At 45.0% G+C, this 18,794-nt stretch carries 20 protein-coding genes; 12 read left to right on the forward strand and 8 right to left on the reverse strand.

Annotated features, from left to right (window positions below):
* Nucleotides 1–4 precede the first annotated feature (4 nt).
* A complete protein-coding gene (gene nirB / locus KXD37_RS16475; protein WP_127696020.1) occupies nucleotides 5–2,323 on the reverse strand; it encodes a nitrite reductase large subunit NirB in 2,319 nt (772 codons plus the stop codon).
* A 181-nt stretch (nucleotides 2,324–2,504) separates the two neighbouring features.
* Between nirB and KXD37_RS16480 the strand changes: the two genes are divergently transcribed.
* The 6 genes from KXD37_RS16480 (at nucleotide 2,505) to zinU (ending at nucleotide 7,801) form a co-directional block, all read left to right on the forward strand.
* Complete coding sequence (locus tag KXD37_RS16480; protein ID WP_127696018.1) at nucleotides 2,505–3,710, forward strand: MFS transporter; 1,206 nt, start codon at nucleotides 2,505–2,507, stop codon at nucleotides 3,708–3,710.
* A gap of 128 nt (nucleotides 3,711–3,838) precedes the next feature.
* Nucleotides 3,839–4,747 (forward strand): GTP cyclohydrolase FolE2, encoded by a 909-nt coding sequence (folE2, locus tag KXD37_RS16485; RefSeq protein WP_038954144.1) that lies wholly within the window; start codon nucleotides 3,839–3,841, stop codon nucleotides 4,745–4,747.
* A 2-nt stretch (nucleotides 4,748–4,749) separates the two neighbouring features.
* Entirely contained in the window at nucleotides 4,750–5,325 is a 576-nt protein-coding gene (locus KXD37_RS16490) for a L,D-transpeptidase (RefSeq protein ID WP_106022567.1), read from the forward strand.
* An 84-nt stretch (nucleotides 5,326–5,409) separates the two neighbouring features.
* The gene (locus tag KXD37_RS16495) at nucleotides 5,410–5,943 is read left to right on the forward strand and encodes an FAD/NAD(P)-binding protein (protein WP_223203904.1); all 534 of its coding nucleotides are present in this window, start codon (nucleotides 5,410–5,412) and stop codon (nucleotides 5,941–5,943) included.
* Complete coding sequence (locus KXD37_RS16500) at nucleotides 5,880–6,578, forward strand: lysine N(6)-hydroxylase/L-ornithine N(5)-oxygenase family protein (RefSeq protein WP_223203905.1); 699 nt, start codon at nucleotides 5,880–5,882, stop codon at nucleotides 6,576–6,578. The genes KXD37_RS16495 and KXD37_RS16500 overlap by 64 nt, the downstream gene beginning before the upstream one ends.
* 29 nt (nucleotides 6,579–6,607) lie before the next feature.
* Nucleotides 6,608–7,801, forward strand: coding sequence for a zinc metallochaperone ZinU (zinU, locus tag KXD37_RS16505; RefSeq protein ID WP_255004799.1), 1,194 nt, complete (start codon nucleotides 6,608–6,610; stop codon nucleotides 7,799–7,801).
* A 47-nt stretch (nucleotides 7,802–7,848) separates the two neighbouring features.
* Here zinU and KXD37_RS16510 read toward each other — a convergent pair whose 3' ends face one another.
* Together KXD37_RS16510 and KXD37_RS16515 are read right to left on the reverse strand one after the other, a co-directional pair.
* Nucleotides 7,849–8,529: an amino acid ABC transporter permease gene (locus KXD37_RS16510; protein WP_026014657.1), complete on the reverse strand. Its 681-nt coding sequence runs from the start codon at nucleotides 8,527–8,529 to the stop codon at nucleotides 7,849–7,851.
* A gap of 9 nt (nucleotides 8,530–8,538) precedes the next feature.
* Nucleotides 8,539–9,402, reverse strand: a complete 864-nt coding sequence (locus KXD37_RS16515) for a transporter substrate-binding domain-containing protein (RefSeq protein WP_127696010.1) — start codon at nucleotides 9,400–9,402, stop codon at nucleotides 8,539–8,541.
* Between the two features lie 167 nt (nucleotides 9,403–9,569).
* On the opposite strand from KXD37_RS16515, the gene KXD37_RS16520 reads away from it, so the two are divergent.
* The 5 genes from KXD37_RS16520 (at nucleotide 9,570) to KXD37_RS16540 (ending at nucleotide 13,977) form a co-directional block, all read left to right on the forward strand.
* Complete coding sequence (locus KXD37_RS16520) at nucleotides 9,570–10,706, forward strand: zinc-dependent alcohol dehydrogenase (RefSeq protein WP_255004798.1); 1,137 nt, start codon at nucleotides 9,570–9,572, stop codon at nucleotides 10,704–10,706.
* Nucleotides 10,707–10,748: 42 nt separating this feature from the next.
* Nucleotides 10,749–11,174: an RDD family protein gene (locus KXD37_RS16525; RefSeq protein WP_198098571.1), complete on the forward strand. Its 426-nt coding sequence runs from the start codon at nucleotides 10,749–10,751 to the stop codon at nucleotides 11,172–11,174.
* 81 nt (nucleotides 11,175–11,255) lie between these two features.
* Entirely contained in the window at nucleotides 11,256–11,591 is a 336-nt protein-coding gene (locus tag KXD37_RS16530) for a YckD family protein (protein ID WP_101863959.1), read from the forward strand.
* 151 nt (nucleotides 11,592–11,742) lie between these two features.
* Nucleotides 11,743–12,471, forward strand: a complete 729-nt coding sequence (locus tag KXD37_RS16535) for an AAA family ATPase (protein WP_106021062.1) — start codon at nucleotides 11,743–11,745, stop codon at nucleotides 12,469–12,471.
* A gap of 72 nt (nucleotides 12,472–12,543) precedes the next feature.
* Entirely contained in the window at nucleotides 12,544–13,977 is a 1,434-nt protein-coding gene (locus KXD37_RS16540; RefSeq protein ID WP_255004795.1) for a glycoside hydrolase family 1 protein, read from the forward strand.
* Nucleotides 13,978–14,012: 35 nt separating this feature from the next.
* Here the strand turns inward: KXD37_RS16540 and KXD37_RS16545 are convergent, their stop codons facing one another.
* The 5 genes from KXD37_RS16545 to hxlA all read right to left on the reverse strand — a co-directional run bounded on the left by KXD37_RS16545 (nucleotide 14,013) and on the right by hxlA (nucleotide 18,093).
* Nucleotides 14,013–14,411 carry a competence protein ComJ gene (locus KXD37_RS16545; RefSeq protein WP_255004793.1) on the reverse strand — a complete coding sequence of 133 codons (399 nt, stop codon included), beginning with the start codon at nucleotides 14,409–14,411 and terminating at the stop codon, nucleotides 14,013–14,015.
* Between the two features lie 26 nt (nucleotides 14,412–14,437).
* Nucleotides 14,438–14,875, reverse strand: coding sequence for a DNA-entry nuclease (nucA, locus tag KXD37_RS16550; RefSeq protein ID WP_024120178.1), 438 nt, complete (start codon nucleotides 14,873–14,875; stop codon nucleotides 14,438–14,440).
* A 197-nt stretch (nucleotides 14,876–15,072) separates the two neighbouring features.
* Nucleotides 15,073–16,785, reverse strand: coding sequence for a methyl-accepting chemotaxis protein TlpC (tlpC, locus tag KXD37_RS16555; protein ID WP_095714427.1), 1,713 nt, complete (start codon nucleotides 16,783–16,785; stop codon nucleotides 15,073–15,075).
* A 112-nt stretch (nucleotides 16,786–16,897) separates the two neighbouring features.
* On the reverse strand, nucleotides 16,898–17,455 hold the full coding sequence (gene hxlB, locus KXD37_RS16560) for a 6-phospho-3-hexuloisomerase (protein WP_101863966.1): 558 nt from the start codon (nucleotides 17,453–17,455) through the stop codon (nucleotides 16,898–16,900).
* A gap of 5 nt (nucleotides 17,456–17,460) precedes the next feature.
* A complete protein-coding gene (gene hxlA / locus KXD37_RS16565; protein WP_003224929.1) occupies nucleotides 17,461–18,093 on the reverse strand; it encodes a 3-hexulose-6-phosphate synthase in 633 nt (210 codons plus the stop codon).
* A 231-nt stretch (nucleotides 18,094–18,324) separates the two neighbouring features.
* Here hxlA and hxlR point away from each other — a divergent pair, with 231 nt between their 5' ends.
* A complete protein-coding gene (gene hxlR / locus KXD37_RS16570) occupies nucleotides 18,325–18,687 on the forward strand; it encodes a transcriptional activator HxlR (protein ID WP_003241118.1) in 363 nt (120 codons plus the stop codon).
* Nucleotides 18,688–18,794: the final 107 nt, after the last annotated feature.

Consider the following 18,794-nt stretch of genomic DNA (forward strand, 5'->3'; position numbering starts at 1 on the left):
TGCCTCATCCTTTCTTAAGTGCGCCAGCCTGTATAGGCTGATCTTGTATCAATGACAGGTCAGTTTGAAGGTTTTCCAGCAGCTGCGTACGCAAATCCTGTTCAAATAATACCTCTCTGATATGAATGATGCCGAGGCGGTCAATCCACTGATGAACCGCTTCCGCGTAGTGAGCCGTTTCGCGATAATATTGAAGAAGGCCTTTCATCATAATGGCAGTATTTTCTTCGCTATCCGTCACACAAAACAGCATTCCGGCACGGGCATGCGCTCCCCGGATGCCGCCAGTGTAAATGTCCCAGCCCTCTTGTGTTCGAATGGCGCCGATATCCTGTATAGCTGCGGCGGTGCAGTCTTTTTCACACGACAAGCTGATGGATATGTGATCAGGCATGGAAAGCACGTCAGTATGTCTTTCGATGTGGCTTGCCAGCTTTTGAATAGAGCGATCATCCCCGCACGTACATGCTATGACACTTTGCAGCGAGCGGCGGTGCTGATGAGTGAAAACTGGCATGTGCAGTTCTTTTCTGATGTTTGCAAGGTCATTCGGCCGGATTCCGGAAAGCTTCAGCCTCTGGCCGTGAGTTATTGAAACATTGGGGATGCCGTATGTCTCGATGATGTTTGCGATGTTTCTGAGTTCCTTTGCATTTGTCAGCCCGCCGTACATTTGCGGAATGAGGGTGCATGTATCCTTGGGCGATGTTTCAGGAGACTGGATATACCCAGGCTGCAACAATTCCATGTAATAGTGAAGCGCCGGAACACAAACGCGGCAGCCGTTTTTCGTTTTCCAGCCAAGCTGATTCATTGCCTCAGCAGGATCGGGGAAATGACATCGGTGCAGTTCGGCGATGACTTCATCTTCCGTCAAATCAGTGCAGCCGCAAAACGAAGGCTGGCCGGCTGGTTCTGTATATTCGCTGCTTTCCATGTATTTCAGAAGGTCTTCAACGAGCGGCTTGCAGCCTCCGCAAGAGCCGGATGCTTTTGTGCACTGCTTAACTTCTTCGACCGTTGTTAAGCCTTTCGTGTGCACCGCTTCTTCAATCAAACCTTTTGTCACCGAGTTGCATTGGCAAATGGGTTCAGCGGAAGGCATAGATGCAAATGAAATGCCGCTTTGATCCGGTTCGATCAGCTGCTTTTTGACAATGGAAATGTCTCTTTGTTTAAGCAGGCTGTCGAGAAGCCGCTGTTTATCACATGTGTCTCCGAATAAAATTACACCAGCCAGTTTGTCGTTCTCAAAGAGGACTTTTTTGTAGCAGCCGGCATGTTCATCATGAAGCTTAATGCTCGTCGTGCCTGCGTCTTCGTGCACCTTTCCTGCCGACCACACATCAATTCCCGCTATTTTTAAGGCTGCAGATTGGGCAGAGCCACGATATCCTTCACATGGAGCGCCGCAGATGTGTTGTGCGAGGACTTTTCCTTGTTCATAAAGAGGCGCGACCAATCCGTATACCATTCCGTTGTGCTCGGCGCATTCCCCGACGGCATACACATTCGGTTTGCTCGTCTGCATGAATTGATTGACGATGAAGCCGCGGTTTGCGGCGATTCCTGCTGATGCAGCCAATTGGATATTGGGTCTTACACCAGCCGCCATCACAATCAAGTCTGCTTTTATCGAAGAGCCGTCGCTAAACCGGATACCATCTGCCCGTGGGCCTCCTGTAATGGTTGCTGTGTCTTTCTCTAAAAGAAAGGTTAAGCCTTTTCGTTCAAGCTCAGACTGAAGCAGACGAGACGCTGTTTGATCGAGCTGTTTTTGCATAATGCTGGGAGAGTGGTGAATGACGCTGACATCCATGCCCAAATGCCGCAGGCCTACAGCCGCCTCAAGGCCTAATAAGCCGGCGCCGATGACCGCTGCTTTTTGATAACGTTCCGCCATGCTGATAAAAGCTTGGCAGTCTTCTATTGTCCGAAAGCCGTAAACACCTTCTTTGTCTGTCCCGGGTATGGGGAGTATATGAGGGGAGGAGCCTGTTGCCAGAATCAATTTGTCGTAGGACAGGCTGCGTTTTTGATCTGTGATGACTTGCTGCAAGTCTGTGTTGATTTGAACGACTGTTTCTCCTGTGTAAAGTGTTATGCCTTGCTTGGCGTACCATTCACTGCTGTTCAGCACAATGTCATTGAGCGATGCCTCCCCCTGTAAAACGGAGGATAAGAGAATGCGATTATAGTTGGGATGCGGTTCGCTGCCGAAAATGACAATCTCAAACATGTCACGATGAAGCTTTAATATTTCTTCAATACAGCGAATTCCGGCCATTCCGTTCCCTGCTACAATTAATCTTTGTTTCTTCATTTGCCAGACCTCCTTTGCCTCAGCTTGTAAGTTTTGCTCCTATCAAAAATTATGGCACAATGCTCAGTTAACGCATTAAACGTGTCACATTAGCTTACACATGTCTTTTCCGAAAAAATAAGGTCATATATTCTTGATTCAGAAAATTGAAATTTTTATAGGGTCAAGAAAGGGGAATGTTATGAAGCTGTTGGAACTGAAAACAAGCGGTCACCCGTCCACTTTGCTCTGCTCGTTTTTATACTTTGATGTAAGTTTTATGATATGGGTTATGCTTGGGGCGCTTGGTGTTTATATTTCTCAGGATTTTGGCCTGTCTCCCTTTGAAAAAGGGCTTATCGTGGCTGTGCCGATTTTATCGGGATCTGTGTTTCGGATCATATTAGGCGTATTAACGGACAGAATCGGGCCGAAAAAAACAGCTGTGACCGGAATGCTGGTGACAATGATCCCGCTGCTTTGGGGAACTTTTGGCGGCCGTACGCTGACTGAGCTTTACGCGATCGGCATTCTGCTTGGCGTGGCAGGCGCGAGCTTTGCTGTTGCGCTTCCTATGGCAAGCCGGTGGTATCCGCCTCATTTGCAGGGACTGGCGATGGGAATAGCGGGTGCGGGTAACAGCGGCACCTTGTTTGCGACACTGTTTGGCCCCCGGCTTGCAGAGCAGTTCGGCTGGCACAGTGTGATGGGAATTGCGCTTCTTCCTCTGATCATCGTCTTTATTCTGTTTGTTTTCATGGCGAAGAATTCTCCTGAACAACCGGCGCCGCAGCCGCTCAAAAACTACTTGCAGGTGTTCGGACAGAAGGAAACGTGGTTTTTCTGTCTGCTGTACAGCGTTACTTTTGGAGGGTTTGTCGGGCTGTCCAGCTTTTTGGCGATATTCTTCGTTGATCAATATCAGCTGTCAAAAATTCACGCGGGAGATTTCGTCACATTATGTGTAGCAGCGGGCAGTTTTTTCCGGCCTGTAGGGGGCTGGATTTCCGATCGAGTCGGGGGCACGAAGGTTCTTTCTGTTCTGTTTGTCATCGTGGCTCTTTGCATGGCCGGAGTCAGCAGTCTGCCGTCTCTTTCAATGGTTATCATCCTTTTATTTGTCGGAATGATGGGACTCGGAATGGGCAACGGAGCAGTGTTTCAGCTCGTCCCGCAGCGCTTCCGGAAAGAAATCGGAATGGTGACGGGAATCGTCGGCGCAGCAGGAGGCATCGGAGGTTTCTTTCTGCCAAACATTTTAGGGTCATTAAAACAGATGACAGGCACATATGCCATCGGATTTATCACGTTTTCCTGTATCGCATTGCTGGCGTTTGTGCTTGTGATTGCCGCAGGATATTACTGGAGAAAAAGCTGGAGCGCGGAAAGCAGCCCGGCGGATGTTTGATGTTGGATGGGAGACACGCGCTTGCGCGTGTCTTTTTTTGCTGTTTTCAACTTTCTCTTGATTTTAACTCGTGAACCGATCAGAATAAATAGTAATTATTACGATTTAAAACGGAAGGAGTTTTCTGATTGGAACAACACATTCTGCTCCCGGAAAAAACGGAGCGTCTTCAATATTTTGGGTCGGTCAGTCCCGTGAAAGGGCAAAAGCCTGTGGAAAAGGAGAACATGAAGGATCTTCAGAATATCAGAAAAGACTATTTTTTTGATATTCAGCAAGTAGGTGTCACCAATGTGTCTCACCCGGTCACTGTTGCCTCAGCGATGAAGCCTTGTCAGCAAACGACAGCAGCGAATTTTACCATGACCGCCAGCCTGCAGCGGAATCAGAAAGGCATCAATATGAGCCGATTAACAGAGCAGCTCCAACGCTATCATCAAAACGGCTGGATTCTCACATTTTCTTCTCTTCAGCAATTTACGAAAGAGCTTGCAGAAAACATGGATCAAATCTCGGCTTGCGTCGAAGTGCGGTTTCCATGGTATTTCGAAAGAAAGAGTCCAATGCTTGGGAAAGCGGGGCTGATGCATGCTGAGATGTTGATGTCTGTCACCTATCACGAAGATCAGCCGTTTAAACAGCGGGCCGGTATCTCGGCGAAAGTAACGACTCTTTGCCCTTGCTCTAAGGAAATCAGTGAATACAGTGCCCACAATCAGAGGGGAACGGTCAGCATTTTGGCCGATATTCATCCAACGGCACTGCTCCCAGTCGATGTAAAAGCCGATTTGCTTCACGTTGCAGAATCAAATGCCAGCGCGAGACTGCACCCGGTGCTAAAGCGGCCGGATGAAAAGGCCGTAACGGAAACCGCATATGAAAATCCCAGATTTGTTGAGGATCTGGCCCGTCTCATTGCAGCAGACTTATATGAGCTTGAATGGGTGTCGGCCTTTGATATTGAATGCAGAAATGAAGAATCAATTCATCTGCACGATGCCTATGCGAAGCTTAGGTTTTCGAAACAGGAGGAATGACTATGAAACTTTCATTCTTATTAATTGCTGTTTTTGCGCCGGCAATTCTGCTGTCAGCCTGTTCTTATCATGCGGACGAGAAACCGGGAGCTCAAATGAAGAAAACAGACAAACACATAGCGGCAGAGAAAACAAGCATTGATTGGACAAAGCCTTCCGGCGGAGAATACCCCGATATCAAGCAGCTGAAAAATGTCTGGATTGATGTGGACGTGAAACAGCAGAAGGCTTATATCAATGCCGGAAGCAAAACCATCTATACCATGATCGTTTCATCAGGACTCGATCAAACCCATGATGATTCCACACCGAAAGGCACATTTCATATCGAGCCTGAACGGGGAGAATGGTTTTTCTCTGAAGGATATCAGGAAGGGGCGGAATACTGGGTCTCATGGAAAAACCATGGAGAATTTCTTTTTCACAGCGTACCCATGACAAAGGACAAAAAAGTCATTGAAAAGGAAGCAAAAAAATTAGGGACAAAAGCATCCCATGGCTGTATCAGACTATCCATTCCAGATGCGAAATGGATATACGAAAACATACCTGAACACACAAAAGTTGTGATCAGCTGAATAGAAAGCAGTTGACAAAAAGGAAAAAAGAACATACGATTTAAATCGTAATAATTACGTTTTGTGCAGAAAGGAGTTACTCCTATGTATAAATGGCTTATCATCGGCGGCGGAATTCAAGGATCGACCTTGGCTGTGCATCTGGTGAAGAGCGGAAAGGTGCCTATCCAGGATCTTGCGGTCATTGATCCTCATGAACAGCCCCTTGAGTGCTGGAAGCGAAATACGGCCCGCATTCGGATGAATGATTTACGCTCTCCACCGGTCCATCACATGGATACCGAGCCGTTCAGCCTGCAAACGTATGCGGATAAAAGCCAGTGGCCGGAGGTATTCTTCGGGAGGTATAAGCGTCCCTCTTTATCGCTTTTTAATCAGCATTGTGAAACTGTATTGGATGAGATACATATTGATCAGGCGTGGAAGACAGGCATGGTGACAGACTTGAGAAGAAAAAACGGATTGTGGGAAGTGAGGACAGATGCCTCCGAAACAATCAGGGGCGAAAGAGTTGTACTAGCCATGAGTTTTTCACAACAGCCTTGCTGGCCGGAGTGGGCACAGCATTTCAGAATGACGGCATTTATCATGTGTTTGACAGGGATGTGCAAGGGTTAAAACAGGAAGGCGTAAAAGCGGCGGTTGTGGGCGGAGGGATCACGGCGGCTCATTACGCCATAAAGCTCTCAGATGACGGGCGCGACGTGACGATGTTCGTGAGGCATCCGTTCCGCACCTATGATTTTGACAGTGATCCGGGCTGGCTTGGCCCGAAGTATATGAAAAGATTCAGCAAAACGCCAGACTATCAAAAGAGAAGACAATGGATCACAAATGCCAGACATCGCGGCTCCTTCCCGAAGGACATCTCAAGAAAGCTTGCTGTCTATAGAGAAGAGGGCAGGATAAAGGTCATTCAGGATGAAGTGATATCATGTCAAAAAACAGCTGACGGCCGGCTGCAGATACAGCTGAAGAAAAATGAATCGTCATACACATTCGAACATATCGCGCTGGCAACAGGCTTTGCCTCTGACATCAGCCGATTCGAGTGGGTTCAAAAAGCAGCGCAAGCAGAGCAATTGCCTTTTGCCGGCTGCGGCTTTCCGATTGTCGGCAAGGATTTGCAATGGGGGAACGGGTTATACGTGATGGGTGCCTTTGCGGAACTTGAAATCGGGCCGACAGCGAGAAATATTTCTGGGGCGCGAAAAGCTGCATTCACCATTACACATACGGCATTTAAATCGTAATGATTCTATTTTGAGAGGGTATGATCACAATGAAAAAAATTCCGGTTACAGTACTAAGCGGCTATCTTGGCGCGGGAAAAACAACACTGCTCAACAGCATTTTGCAAAATCGCGAAGGCTTAAAAATAGCCGTTATTGTAAATGACATGAGCGAGGTAAACATTGACGCGGGGCTGGTCAAGCAGGAAGGCGGGCTTTCCAGAACAGATGAAAAGCTAGTGGAAATGTCAAACGGCTGCATTTGCTGCACACTTCGCGAGGATTTGTTAGTCGAAGTGGAGAAGCTGGCAAAAGACGGACGGTTTGATTATATCGTAATCGAATCGACGGGAATCAGCGAACCGATCCCGGTGGCCCAGACATTTTCTTATATTGACGAAGAGCTGGGAATCGATCTCACCAAGTTTTGTGAGTTAGATACGATGGTGACAGTGGTCGATGCGAACCGTTTTTGGCATGACTATCAGTCGGGTGACAGCCTTCTGGACCGCAAAGAAGCACTTGGGGAAGAAGACGAAAGAGAAATTGCCGACCTGTTAATCGATCAAATTGAGTTTTGCGATGTTCTGATCTTAAATAAATGTGATTTAGTCAGCGAGCAAGAGCTTGAACAGCTTGAGAAAGTCCTTCGTACCCTGCAGCCAAGGGCTAAATTCATTCGTGCTGTCAAAGGGAACGTCAAGCCGCAGGAGATTTTACATACGGGGCTATTTAACTTCGAGGAAGCGAGCGGATCTGCCGGCTGGATAAGAGAGCTGACGGCAGGCCATGCAGCCCATACCCCGGAAACCGAGGAATACGGCATTTCTTCATTTGTTTATAAAAGACGGCTGCCATTTCATTCAACGCGCTTTTATCACTGGATGGATCAAATGCCTAAAAATGTTGTCCGCGCCAAAGGTATCGTCTGGTGCGCATCGCATAACAGCCTCGCTCTTTTGATGTCCCAAGCCGGCCCGTCCGTAACGATTGAGCCGGTATCCTATTGGGTGGCGGCAATGCCGAAGCTTGAGCAGGAGCAAATCAAACAGCAGGAGCCGGAAATATTAGAGGATTGGGATCCGGAATTCGGAGACCGTCTGACGCAGCTGGTGTTTATCGGAACAGATTTGGATGAAGACGCCATTACGAAGGAGCTGGATCAATGTTTGCTGACTGAATATGAGTTTGATTCCGATTGGTCGCTGTTTGAAGATCCATTTAAATGGAAGCTGAATCAATAGGAAAAAGCCGTCTCCTGCGGAGCGGCTTTTTTTAATGAAACGTTTGTTTAAAGATAATGTGCGTATTTCTTCTCAAGGATATTCTGAAAAGCCGCCGCAACGGAGCAGATGGCCCAATAAATGAGCGCGGTCAGAATATACATGGTCATGTAATCAAACTCTCGGCCCCCGATAATTTTCGCATGCTGGAGCAATTCCGGCACCGTAATCATCGCGGCGAGCGAGGATGCCTTGATCAAATCGAGCAATACATTGGCGAGCGGAGGCAGCGCAATACGGATCGATTGCGGCAAAATGATGCCCCTCATCGTCTGCCAATAGGAAAGACCGAGCGAGGATGCGGCTTCCCACTGCCCTTTTTCAACGGATGAAATGGCTGAACGGTTAATTTCCGCAATATAAGCGGCGCTGTTGAGGCTAAAGCCGATCAAAGCGGCCGTAACGGCAGAAAATTCAATGCCGATATAAGGGAATCCAAAATAAAGGATAAACAGGATCACCAAAATCGGAACGCCGCGCATAAAAGAAATGTAAAGACGCGCCGGCCATCTCAGCAGGGCAATCTTAGACATTCTGGCGAGCGATATAAACAGCCCGATCACCGTTCCCGCAAACATGCTGACAAAAGAAATAAGCAACGTGTACCCTATACCCTTTATGACATAAGGGAACGATTCAATCGCCAGCTGTGTGTTGAAAATATATTCCCACTGAATGCTGTACATCATGGCGTCTGATTACAGGTCAACGTCTTGAACGTCGATATCCAGTTTCTTTGATACATCCGCTTTATTAAAGAATTGTTTCGACAGCTTTGTCAAAGTGCCGTCCTTGCTCATCTTTTTCAGCGTCTCGTTCATTTGTTTCTGAAGCTCAGTATTGCTTTTTTTCATGACAAGGGCCTGTTTGTTCGGCATGTACTTGATGTCAGGATGGATCGTGATGTTAAGATCCGGAAATGCCGCGAGTGCCAGTGTCTGCAGGTAATAGTCATTTAAGATGACATCAGTGCGGCCGTTGGCAACATCTTTTAAATACTGCTCGTTGGTCGCGTTATCATAAATGACTTCTTGGGCGCCGTATTTTCTGGCAACGTCCATATAGACAGTTGTCGCTGCGCCAGCCGCTTTTTTCCCTTTTAAATCTTTCAGTGTTTTAATCCCTGATAAATCATCTTTTCGGACAATGGCTGTGCCATATGAATATTTATAAGGAGAAGAAAACGCGAACTTCTTCTCGCGGTCCTTTGTCACATCTATATCATTGGCGGCAGCGTCAACCTGGCCGCTGTTCACCGCTGTCAGCATCCCGTCGATGCCCATTTCCTTGAACTCGACTTTGAGCCCGAGACGCTTAGCCGCTTCTCGAACAACTTCAACCTCATAGCCTGTCAGTTGATCCTTACCTGAATCGGTATCATGATAGGACGTAGGATAAAGTGTGCCGGACGTAGCAACGACGATTTTTCCTTTTTCTTTGATCTGCTCCCAGCCTGTATCCTTGGAACCGGCTTCATCTTTGCCGGAACAGGCTGCCAATATAAGAAAGAAAGCCATTGTAAAGCTAAAGATAACGGCTTTTGATTGTTTACATGATTTCACCTATGTTTCCCCCAATCTGTTAATCAACTAAAAAGATAGCATTGAACATAAGGGGTTGCAATATGTTGATGGCGTTTTCAAAAAGTTCGAATTGTGTATACAAATGAAGCTGCGAGTTTAAAAGCAGCCGGGAAGGGAAGGAGTCATAAAAAAGGAGTTGGCCAAGGATGAAAGCACTGACACACCAAGGGAAAGAGCATGTGGTAGTGAAAGAGGTTGAAGCTCCCCGGATTCAGGATGCAAGAGATGCTATTATCCGCATTACGGCAACAGGTATTTGCGGCTCTGATCTACATTTGTATAAAAACGGGATTCCGGCTGCGCCGGATTATATTATCGGACATGAACCGATGGGAGTAGTTGAAGAGACCGGAAGCGAGGTTCAATCACTAAAAAAAGGCGATCGTGTCGTGATTCCGTTTAACATTGGGTGCGGCGAATGCTTTTATTGCAAGCATCAAATGGAGAGCCAGTGCGACGAATCAAATCCAAACCCGCATACCGATGCCGGCGGTTTATTTGGTTTCTCTGAAGATAACGGCAATTTTCCCGGAGGACAGGCTGAATACTTGCGGGTGCCGTTTGCTGATTTTTCATCCTTCAAAGTTCCTGCCGACAGTGAGCTTAAGGATGAACAGGTCTTGTTTCTATCCGACGTGATGCCGACAGCATATTGGAGCGTGGAGCACAGCGGAGTGAAAAAAGGCGATACCGTCTTGATTCTGGGAGCGGGGCCGATTGGATTAATGGCGCAAAAATTCGCTTGGATGAAGGGAGCGAAACGCGTCATCTCCGTTGATCAAGTTCCTCATCGACTGGAGCATGCAAAACGGACAAACAGCGTGGAAACGTTCAACTTTACAGAACATGATGAGATCGGGAAGCTTCTTTATGATGAAACGGACGGCGGAGCGGATGTCGTTATTGATTGTGTCGGAATGGACGGGACCCCGCTTTCGAAAGAAAAAGCGTCTGAAAAACCGAACCAATTCGGAACCATCAGCCCGATTCTCACCGCGTCTGAAGCAGTCAGAAAGTTCGGCACAGTTCAGCTGACAGGGGCATATATTTCTCAAGCGGACGGTTTTCCGCTCGGCGATTTCTTCACCCGCAATGTCTCTGTCAAAATGGGACAGGCACCGGTCATTCATCTGATGCCGATGCTGTATCAAATGGTTGATCAGCAAGAAATTGATCCTACTGATATCATTACGCACAAATTAAGTCTTGCTGATGCCCCTAGAGCATATGATATATTCGATAAGAAAGAAGACGGCAACATCAAAGTCATATTGAAACCATAATGGGGGAGTTACATGAAGAACTATAAACCGGCCGGATTTTAGATCAGACTAGGAGCTTCATTACTGGATTACATTATTGTCTCGGTGCCCCTTTTGTTGATCTATTGGCTGATCACAGGAAAAGACCCGAACGACAGCATGATCATCAGCCTGGTCGTTTTGCTGTACTCTATTTTGCTGCCGGTATTTTGGCAAGGCTATCTCATCGGAAAAAGGATTTGCGGAATCAGAATCGTAAAAAAAGACGGGTCACAGGTCGTCCTGGTAACCATGATTATGCGAGTCATCATTGCAGGCCTGGTTTACGGCATAACCTTCGGGCTTGGCTTAATTGTCAGCCTTTTTATGATTGGGCTGAGAGAAGACAAACGGACGCTGCATGATTTTATCGCAGGAACATACGTGACTTACGCATCACCGGGAGAAGAAGAACTATATACGGACGAACAGATCAGAAAGAGCGAATAGTGGTTCGCTCTTTTTATTTTGTATACATAAAAAACCAAAAAGAAGCAAAATATATGAAAAAAGCTAGGAGGAATAAACTGGATGAAAAAAGTGAAAGTCAATATCATCGGAATGCTCATTGCCGCGGCTGTTATTTCTTTAACTGGCACAGCGGAAGCAGGGGAAAAACAGAATCAGCAGCCGCTTGCAAACGTTACACTGACTGAACAGCAAAAGAAAGAAATTGAACAGCTGGAAGCAGATATATTAAAAAAACGCAAGGATGTCATCTCAAAGTATGTAGAATACGGAGTTCTGCCTAAAGAAAGAGGAGATCACATCAAAAATCACATGGTCAAACACTTTGAAATGATGAAACAAAACGGCTTTGTTCCGAAGCCTCATCCTCATCCGCATAAATTTGAAAAGAGACATTAGGCTGTAAGCATCCAATTAAGGTTGGGTGCTTTTTCATTATCGTTAAAAAGAATATACTGACAATATAATATATAATTTGGAATATGAGAACGCATTCTTATGGCTCAAAAGATTTTACTTAATATATTCATTTAACGCGAGAGGAGAAGCTATGTTTTTAAAAAGAGTAACACTCCTTAGAGATAAGATCCCGTCCTTTAACAGATACCCATTCACTATCCCTGCTGTAAGTCAATTACACGACATTTCATTCACCAGAGAAGTGACTTTTTTTGTCGGAGAAAATGGCTCGGGGAAATCAACGTTGCTTGAAGCAATTGCTGATAAGTGTGAATTTAATACAGCGGGCGGCAGCCGTAATAATATCTATGAATTGCAGGAGTCAGACTCTCATTTGGGAGATTACATACGTTTATCATGGCTTCCTAAGATCACAAATGGTTTTTTCTTAAGAGCAGAATCGTTTTATCAGCTTTCTCTTCATCTTGATGAAGTGGAACGGGATGCTCCGCAGCCATATCTCTCCTATGGCGGAAGGCCGCTGCACAAGCAATCGCATGGTGAGTCTTTTATGTCGCTGTTCCAACATCGTTTTAAAGGAAAAGCCATTTATCTTTTAGATGAACCTGAAGCTGCTCTTTCTCCCTCACGGCAGTTAGCTTTTTTGAGAGTCATACACGATTTAGTGAAAGGCGGAAATGTACAGTTCATCATTGCCACTCACTCTCCAATTTTGCTGGGTTATCCGAATGCTGACATTTTCAGCTTTGACGGGGGCAGTATTCATCATACAGAATACGAAAGCACTGAACACGTTCAGTTAACCAGATATTTTATTGAACAAAGAGAGAAAATATTAGCTGAGCTGTTCCGGGATTAACATCGTGTTGCTATGAAACGCGTTTCATAGCCTATGATAGGCTTATCAAATATTTCAGGAGTGATTAACACAATGATCCATCAACATCCAGAATCTTTTCCGAAACATTTTTTATGGGGCTCGGCTTCAGCAGCTTACCAGGTTGAAGGAGCTTGGAACGAAGATGGCAAAGGCCCTTCTGTATGGGACGTGTTTACGAAAATCCCCGGCAAAACGTTTAAGGGCACCAATGGTGATGTTGCAGTTGACCATTATCACCGTTATAAGGAAGATGTCGCTCTGATGGCTGAGATGGGGCTGAAGGCATATCGATTCTCTGTCAGTTGGCCGCGTATTTTTCCAAAAGGAAAAGGAGAAATCAATGAAGCCGGTCTGGCATTTTACGATAACCTGATTGATGAATTGCTTTCTCATAACATTGAGCCGGTTTTGACTTTATATCACTGGGATTTGCCTCAGGCGCTTATGGACGAGTATGGCGGATTTGAGTCGAGAAACATCATAGAGGATTTTAATCATTACTGCATTACTCTTTATAAACGCTTTGGGCAGAAAGTGAAATATTGGGTAACGTTAAATGAACAAAACTACAATTTTAATCACGGCTTTCTAACAGCTATGCATCCGCCTGGCGTGAAGGACAGAAAACGATTTTACGAAGCAAATCATATTGCGTTTCTGGCAAATGCGAAAGCCATTGAGTCCTTCAGAAAATATGTGCCCGAAGGCAAAATAGGACCAAGCTTTGCTTATTCTCCCGCATACCCTTTAACCAGTCATCCAGAGGACATTACGGCATTTGAAAATGCTGAAGAATTTATGAATAATTGGTGGCTGGACATGTACTGCTGGGGAACCTACCCGCAAATTCCTTTCCGCTATTTAGAAAAACAGGGATGGGCGCCGACAGTCGAACCGGGTGATATGGAGCTGCTTGCCAAAGGGAAGCCGGATTTTGTAGGTGTCAACTATTATCAAACGATTACTTACGAACGAAATCCGCTCGACGGTGTCTCAGAAGGGAAAATGAATACGACGGGACAAAAAGGGACCAATCAGGAAACAGGGATGCCGGGACTATTTAAAACTAAGAAAAATCCTAACCTAACAACGAGCAACTGGGATTGGACGATTGATCCGGTAGGATTGCGTATCGGGCTTCGCCGTATTACGACACGTTATCAGCTTCCTGTGTTTATTACAGAAAACGGTTTAGGAGAATTCGATAAAGTTGAAGACGGCACTATACATGATGATTATAGAATTGATTATTTGCAATCGCATCTTGAGCAATGCAGACAGGCCATTAGTGATGGAGTCGATTTGATTGGATATTGCAGCTGGTCATTTACTGATCTGTTAAGCTGGCTGAACGGTTATCAAAAAAGATACGGCTTTGTTTATGTGAATCGTGACGAAGAGAATGAACATGACTTAAAACGATTGAAGAAAAAAAGCTTTTATTGGTATCAGGACGTTATTAAGAAAAATGGAGCAAATATATAAAGAGTCCCTGAGAGTATTCCTCTCAGGGCTTTTCATTAGACTGAAACAGCATCAATGATGTAAGTGTCAGCATGCAGATCTGACAGCTCAGCCGGTACAGTGTAGCATGTAAATTGATAGTCCCCTTTAGGAAGGTCAAAGGAGAGCCGTTTGGACATGATGCTTTCAACTTCAATTCCGTCATTTGTGACGTGAAAAGGAACAGTCACTTTTTTTTCATAGGATGCTACTGTTTCTGAACTGTTAAGGCGCAAAAGAATATATACCTTTGAATTTCGCTGTGCCTCAAACGAAATGGCTTCGTCCGCTTCCGCATATCCTTTTTCAATTGCTTCATCTGTCCAATCGATGACTGGCGGTGCGGAACCCTTTTGAAATACAGTAAATTGATGATATGAAACCGTCAGTTCTTGCGGCTTCCATGATTTGATCAATGTGCTGTTCCTCCTCTTTTAACTGTTTACTGAATCGTAAATAAAACCTTTGTGCCGTCAGGGTAATCGGTCAGCTGATGCCCGACCCAGGAGCCTGCGCCGCGATTGTCAGCGGGAGAAATATATTCTACAGAAGCCCCTTCACCGCCTTCTTTGCACATGGCCATTGGCCATTCATCTCGGTCATACCCTGTTTTGGAAGGTACGTCTTTTAATGATTGTTCGCGGCGTTCCTCAGCTCCGTCTCTGTCTATGGTGCACACATCTGAATGCCCCTCACTTATTGCGTCCTTGATATGATTTGCTGTCTCAGGGTAACGCTCAGAAGGGAAGGCCAGTGTTTCGTCATATTCTTCTGTTTGAGACGTTTTTTGATCGTCTGAGAAAAAGTCTCCCTTAATCAGGCCAACAGCTGCAGCTGCTATGACGACTATTACGAGAAGTAAAGTTTTTATAATGTCCATTCGTGATGATCACCTCCCGCGTCAGCAACTTTAAAACTGCTCCAAGAGTAATGCAGAAAGGGCTGGGTGTAAAGATTAAAATTTTTTGTTTTGCCTTAGGTTTATTGCAGAAATCGTAATTTTAGCAGATCGAAATATTCATTTTTAAAAAAATAACGTTATCAAATTGAAATATTGATACTAGATTATAGGCTGTTTTAAGGTTGATCAATCATTTTAAATTGGCTTATGATACCGGTAAGCTCTTCAGCCAATTGAGATAACGTTTCTGAGGCTGCAGTAATCTCTTCCATAGCGGCAAATTGCTCTTCTGTTAAAGCTGCCGCCTGCCGGGTACTCTCTGTTGATTCTTTAATGTCTGTTGTATTGGCGGCAAAGGATTCATTGATTTTTTGCGTACTTGCTGAAATGTTGGTAACAGATGCTGATAAATCGCTGATTTCCGCAGTGATTTCATCTGTTGCGGCTGCAATTTCTTTAAATGCGTCTCTGGTGCGGTGAATCATGTTTACACCTTCAGCAGCTTCTGTTTTCACATGTTCAACAGACTGCGCAGATTCAGTCATATCATTTTTTATCTCAGCGATTAATTTGGAAATCTGTCCGACAGACCGTTGAGATTCCTCTGCTAATTTGCGAACTTCATCAGCAACAACGGCAAAGCCTTTACCGTGTTCTCCGGCTCGGGCAGCTTCAATTGCTGCATTAAGAGCAAGCAGGTTTGTCTGATCGGCAATTTGGGTGATAACGGATAAAATTTGTTCAATTTGTTTAGAACGGCCGTCCAGCTGCTGAATGATCTCTCCGCTTTTTTCAATCGAATGGTGAATGGTATCCATTTGTGCCTGAACATTTGAAATTTCATTTTGGCCAATGTCTGCTTTTGATTGCGCAAGCTGTCCTTTCTCAGCAATGGCAGCAGTATTTGAAGAAATATGCCGTATGTCAGCTGTTGTTTGCTCCAGTGATTTTTCACTGTTTTCGATTCGTGTGATTTGATGCTTGGCACCGTTTGCAATTTGCTGAACAGCTTCTGTGATCTTTTCGGAGGCTTGATTGGTTTCTTCTGCTCCGGCTGAAAGCTGCTGAGAGGCTGATGCAAGCTGAAGGGCGGATTGCTGTACCGTTTGGATTGTCTGATTCAGCTTCATTCTCATCTTATTATAGTAGACACTCAGTTCTGCTAACTCATCAGCGGACTTGTCTGAAACTTCTATTGTCATATCTCCGTTTCCGGCGCTTTCAAAGGCGTATTTTAATACGTTCAGCCGCCGGTTGATTCTTCTGGTGAAAAGCAAAACAAGGATGACAGATATAATAATAACTACAGCAAGAACGATAGCGAATTGAGTGAACAGCGATTGGGTAAGCGATGCTAAAATGCTTTGATTGGCTCCTGTATACAGCATACCGATAATGTTGCCTTCCTTATCTTTTAAGGGCATATATGCTGTTTGATAAGAGGAGCCTGCCACATCTGCTTGTCCGTAGAATTGCTTCCCGTTTTTTAAAACAGCGTCAGTGACCTCAGCAGAAGCTTGAGTGCCGACAGCTCTTTCGCCGTCTTTCATTACGTTGGTTGCGACCCGAGTATCTCCTTGGAAAATCGTTACGGTATCACCTGTTTTTTTGCCAAGCAGATCAACAATTTCTTCATTTCCGTTTATTTGTGTCTCGCCTTTATACAGCTTATCGTTTTTTACCTCCCAGTTCCCTAAAATCACGTCATCAATATACGTGCTGCTTAAAGCAAGATCGCCTTTGGCTTTTTCAGTGGCCATTTTTTTCATGCTGCTTGTAATGTCTTTTAGCATTACGGCGCCGACTGATAGAGAAAACAATAGAATAACTGCGAAGACCAAGCTGAGAATTTTAGTTCCAAGCTTCAGCTTTATTTGTTTTTTCAACATAATTCCTCCCTCTGTTTGTTTGTAGGTCATATTACTTATCGGGTTTTTGGGTGTAAAGTTTTATTTTAGGGGATATTAAAACCGGCCTGATCTCCAGGCCGGCTGTGTGACGCTATTCAAGGTTTGCGTGGTAAGTGAACATGGTTTCAGAATCGAGTCCTTTTTTCTCCATGAGTTTTAAAATTATTGCATCATAGAACAGCAGCAATGTTTGCTCAAATAATGAACCCATAGGTTGCATCGTTTTATAGCTTCCGTTTGACTGGTCTTTAGGAGAGCCAGGCATTTTGACGATGAGATCCGATTGTTTTCCAATGCTCGAATCCGGATTGATGGTTAAAGCGGCAACAATTCCGTGTAAGCTTTTTGCTTTGGCTGCTGTATTGATCAGGCTCTTTGTCTCGCCTGATCCTGAGCCGATAATGACGAGGTCTCCTTTGCGGAGCGGCGGAGTGAGAACCTCACCGGCAATATGAGCGTTAAAGCCCATGTGCATCAATCTCATCGCGAAGGATTTTGCCATCAGGCCAGACCGCCCCGCGCCCGCAGTGAAAATTTGATTGGACGAAAGAATGTGATCGGCAAGCTGATCAGCTTCTTCATTAGAAATATAAGCCGCTGAACGGTGTAATTCATTGAGAATTTCCGTTACGTATTCAGTCGTTTTCATTTTATTTATCCTTGGGCAATAAGCTGTTTCATTTTTGAAGCTGTTTCTGCTTTATCGGCTGCGCTTGTAATTCCGCCCCCAACAATGACAAGGTCAGGGTTTTGTTTGATCACTTCTGGCAGTGTATCAAGTTTGATGCCGCCCGCAATTGCGGTTTTTGCGTTTTTTACGGTATTTTTGATGGTCGTTAATTCTTCGAAAGAGTTTTTGCCCTCTGCTTGAAGATCATAACCAGTGTGGACGCAGATGTAGTCAACACCGAGTGCGTCAATTTCTTTCGCACGGGATTCAATATCTTTCACGTTAATCATGTCCACTAAGATTTTCTTCTTCTGTTTTTTGGCTTCTTCTACTGCGCCTTTAATTGTTGCATCGTCTGTAGCCCCTAAAACGGTGATGATGTCAGCCCCAGCTTCCGACGCTTTCATAATTTCGTATCCGCCGGCATCCATGATTTTCAGGTCTGCCAGGACCTTCAATTGCGGAAATGTTTCTTTTATTTCTTTAACGGCTCTAAGGCCTTCATTAATGACAACCGGTGTTCCGATCTCAACCACGTCGATGTATTGTTCCACTTCTTTGACAAGCTCGATGGCTTCCGGGATATTTACTAGGTCTAATGCCAGCTGTAATTCCATTGTTGATCCACTCCCTTATTCGAATTATTTTTCATTCTATAGGTTCCCTCTTCAGCTGAGAAGTAGGCACTTTGAAGTCAACTAGTTACTTGGAGGATACTGTGAGAAGAGGCAATCAGATTTCTTTCGCTTGGTTTTATGAGTGAGTATAATGAAAAAGAGTCTGCCAAAAAGTAAGTAAGTGATGATACGTATCTAACATACAAAAAGGATACTAAGGGGGGATTTCTTTTGAGCCGGATGGACGACAAAAGGTTTAATTGTGAGAAGGAATTAACGCTTGCGGTGATCGGCGGCAAATGGAAAATGCTCATTTTGTGGCATTTGGGAAAAGAAGGCACAAAACGTTTTAATGAATTGAAAGCTTTGATTCCTGATATTACGCAGAAGATCCTCGTGAATCAGCTGAGAGAGCTTGAGCAGGATATGATTGTTCACAGGGAAGTGTATCCGGTTGTCCCGCCGAAGGTTGAATATTCCTTGACCCCGCAAGGAGAAAGCCTGATGCCTATTCTTGATGCCATGTATGAGTGGGGGAAAGGCTATATGGAATTGATTGATATCGACAAAAATGTCATTAAGGAATCGTTGTAAGGCGCTCTTGGCTAAGGGTGTCTTTTTTTGCCTGTTTTTCGGTTTTTGCGCGGTAAACATATGGGATGTAAAGATTGTAAATGGCTTTCAACAATAAATGGGAAATA

Origin of the sequence: Bacillus sp. XT-2, from assembly GCF_025696525.1 — a bacterium.
Taxonomy (GTDB): Bacteria; Bacillota; Bacilli; order Bacillales; family Bacillaceae; genus Bacillus; species Bacillus halotolerans.

Excerpts from the sequence above, each read along its gene's own strand:
- KXD37_RS16540 (WP_255004795.1), top strand. The coding sequence starts at position 12,544 with ATGATCCATCAACATCCAGAATCTTTTCCGAAACATTTTTTATGGGGC.
- KXD37_RS16480 (WP_127696018.1), top strand. The coding sequence starts at position 2,505 with ATGAAGCTGTTGGAACTGAAAACAAGCGGTCACCCGTCCACTTTGCTC.
- nucA (WP_024120178.1), bottom strand. The coding sequence starts at position 14,875 with ATGGACATTATAAAAACTTTACTTCTCGTAATAGTCGTCATAGCAGCT.
- zinU (WP_255004799.1), top strand. The coding sequence starts at position 6,608 with ATGAAAAAAATTCCGGTTACAGTACTAAGCGGCTATCTTGGCGCGGGA.
- tlpC (WP_095714427.1), bottom strand. The coding sequence starts at position 16,785 with ATGTTGAAAAAACAAATAAAGCTGAAGCTTGGAACTAAAATTCTCAGC.
- nirB (WP_127696020.1), bottom strand. The coding sequence starts at position 2,323 with ATGAAGAAACAAAGATTAATTGTAGCAGGGAACGGAATGGCCGGAATT.
- hxlB (WP_101863966.1), bottom strand. The coding sequence starts at position 17,455 with ATGAAAACGACTGAATACGTAACGGAAATTCTCAATGAATTACACCGT.
- hxlA (WP_003224929.1), bottom strand. The coding sequence starts at position 18,093 with ATGGAATTACAGCTGGCATTAGACCTAGTAAATATCCCGGAAGCCATC.
- KXD37_RS16510 (WP_026014657.1), bottom strand. The coding sequence starts at position 8,529 with ATGATGTACAGCATTCAGTGGGAATATATTTTCAACACACAGCTGGCG.
- KXD37_RS16535 (WP_106021062.1), top strand. The coding sequence starts at position 11,743 with ATGTTTTTAAAAAGAGTAACACTCCTTAGAGATAAGATCCCGTCCTTT.
- KXD37_RS16495 (WP_223203904.1), top strand. The coding sequence starts at position 5,410 with ATGTATAAATGGCTTATCATCGGCGGCGGAATTCAAGGATCGACCTTG.
- KXD37_RS16520 (WP_255004798.1), top strand. The coding sequence starts at position 9,570 with ATGAAAGCACTGACACACCAAGGGAAAGAGCATGTGGTAGTGAAAGAG.
- KXD37_RS16530 (WP_101863959.1), top strand. The coding sequence starts at position 11,256 with ATGAAAAAAGTGAAAGTCAATATCATCGGAATGCTCATTGCCGCGGCT.
- KXD37_RS16490 (WP_106022567.1), top strand. The coding sequence starts at position 4,750 with ATGAAACTTTCATTCTTATTAATTGCTGTTTTTGCGCCGGCAATTCTG.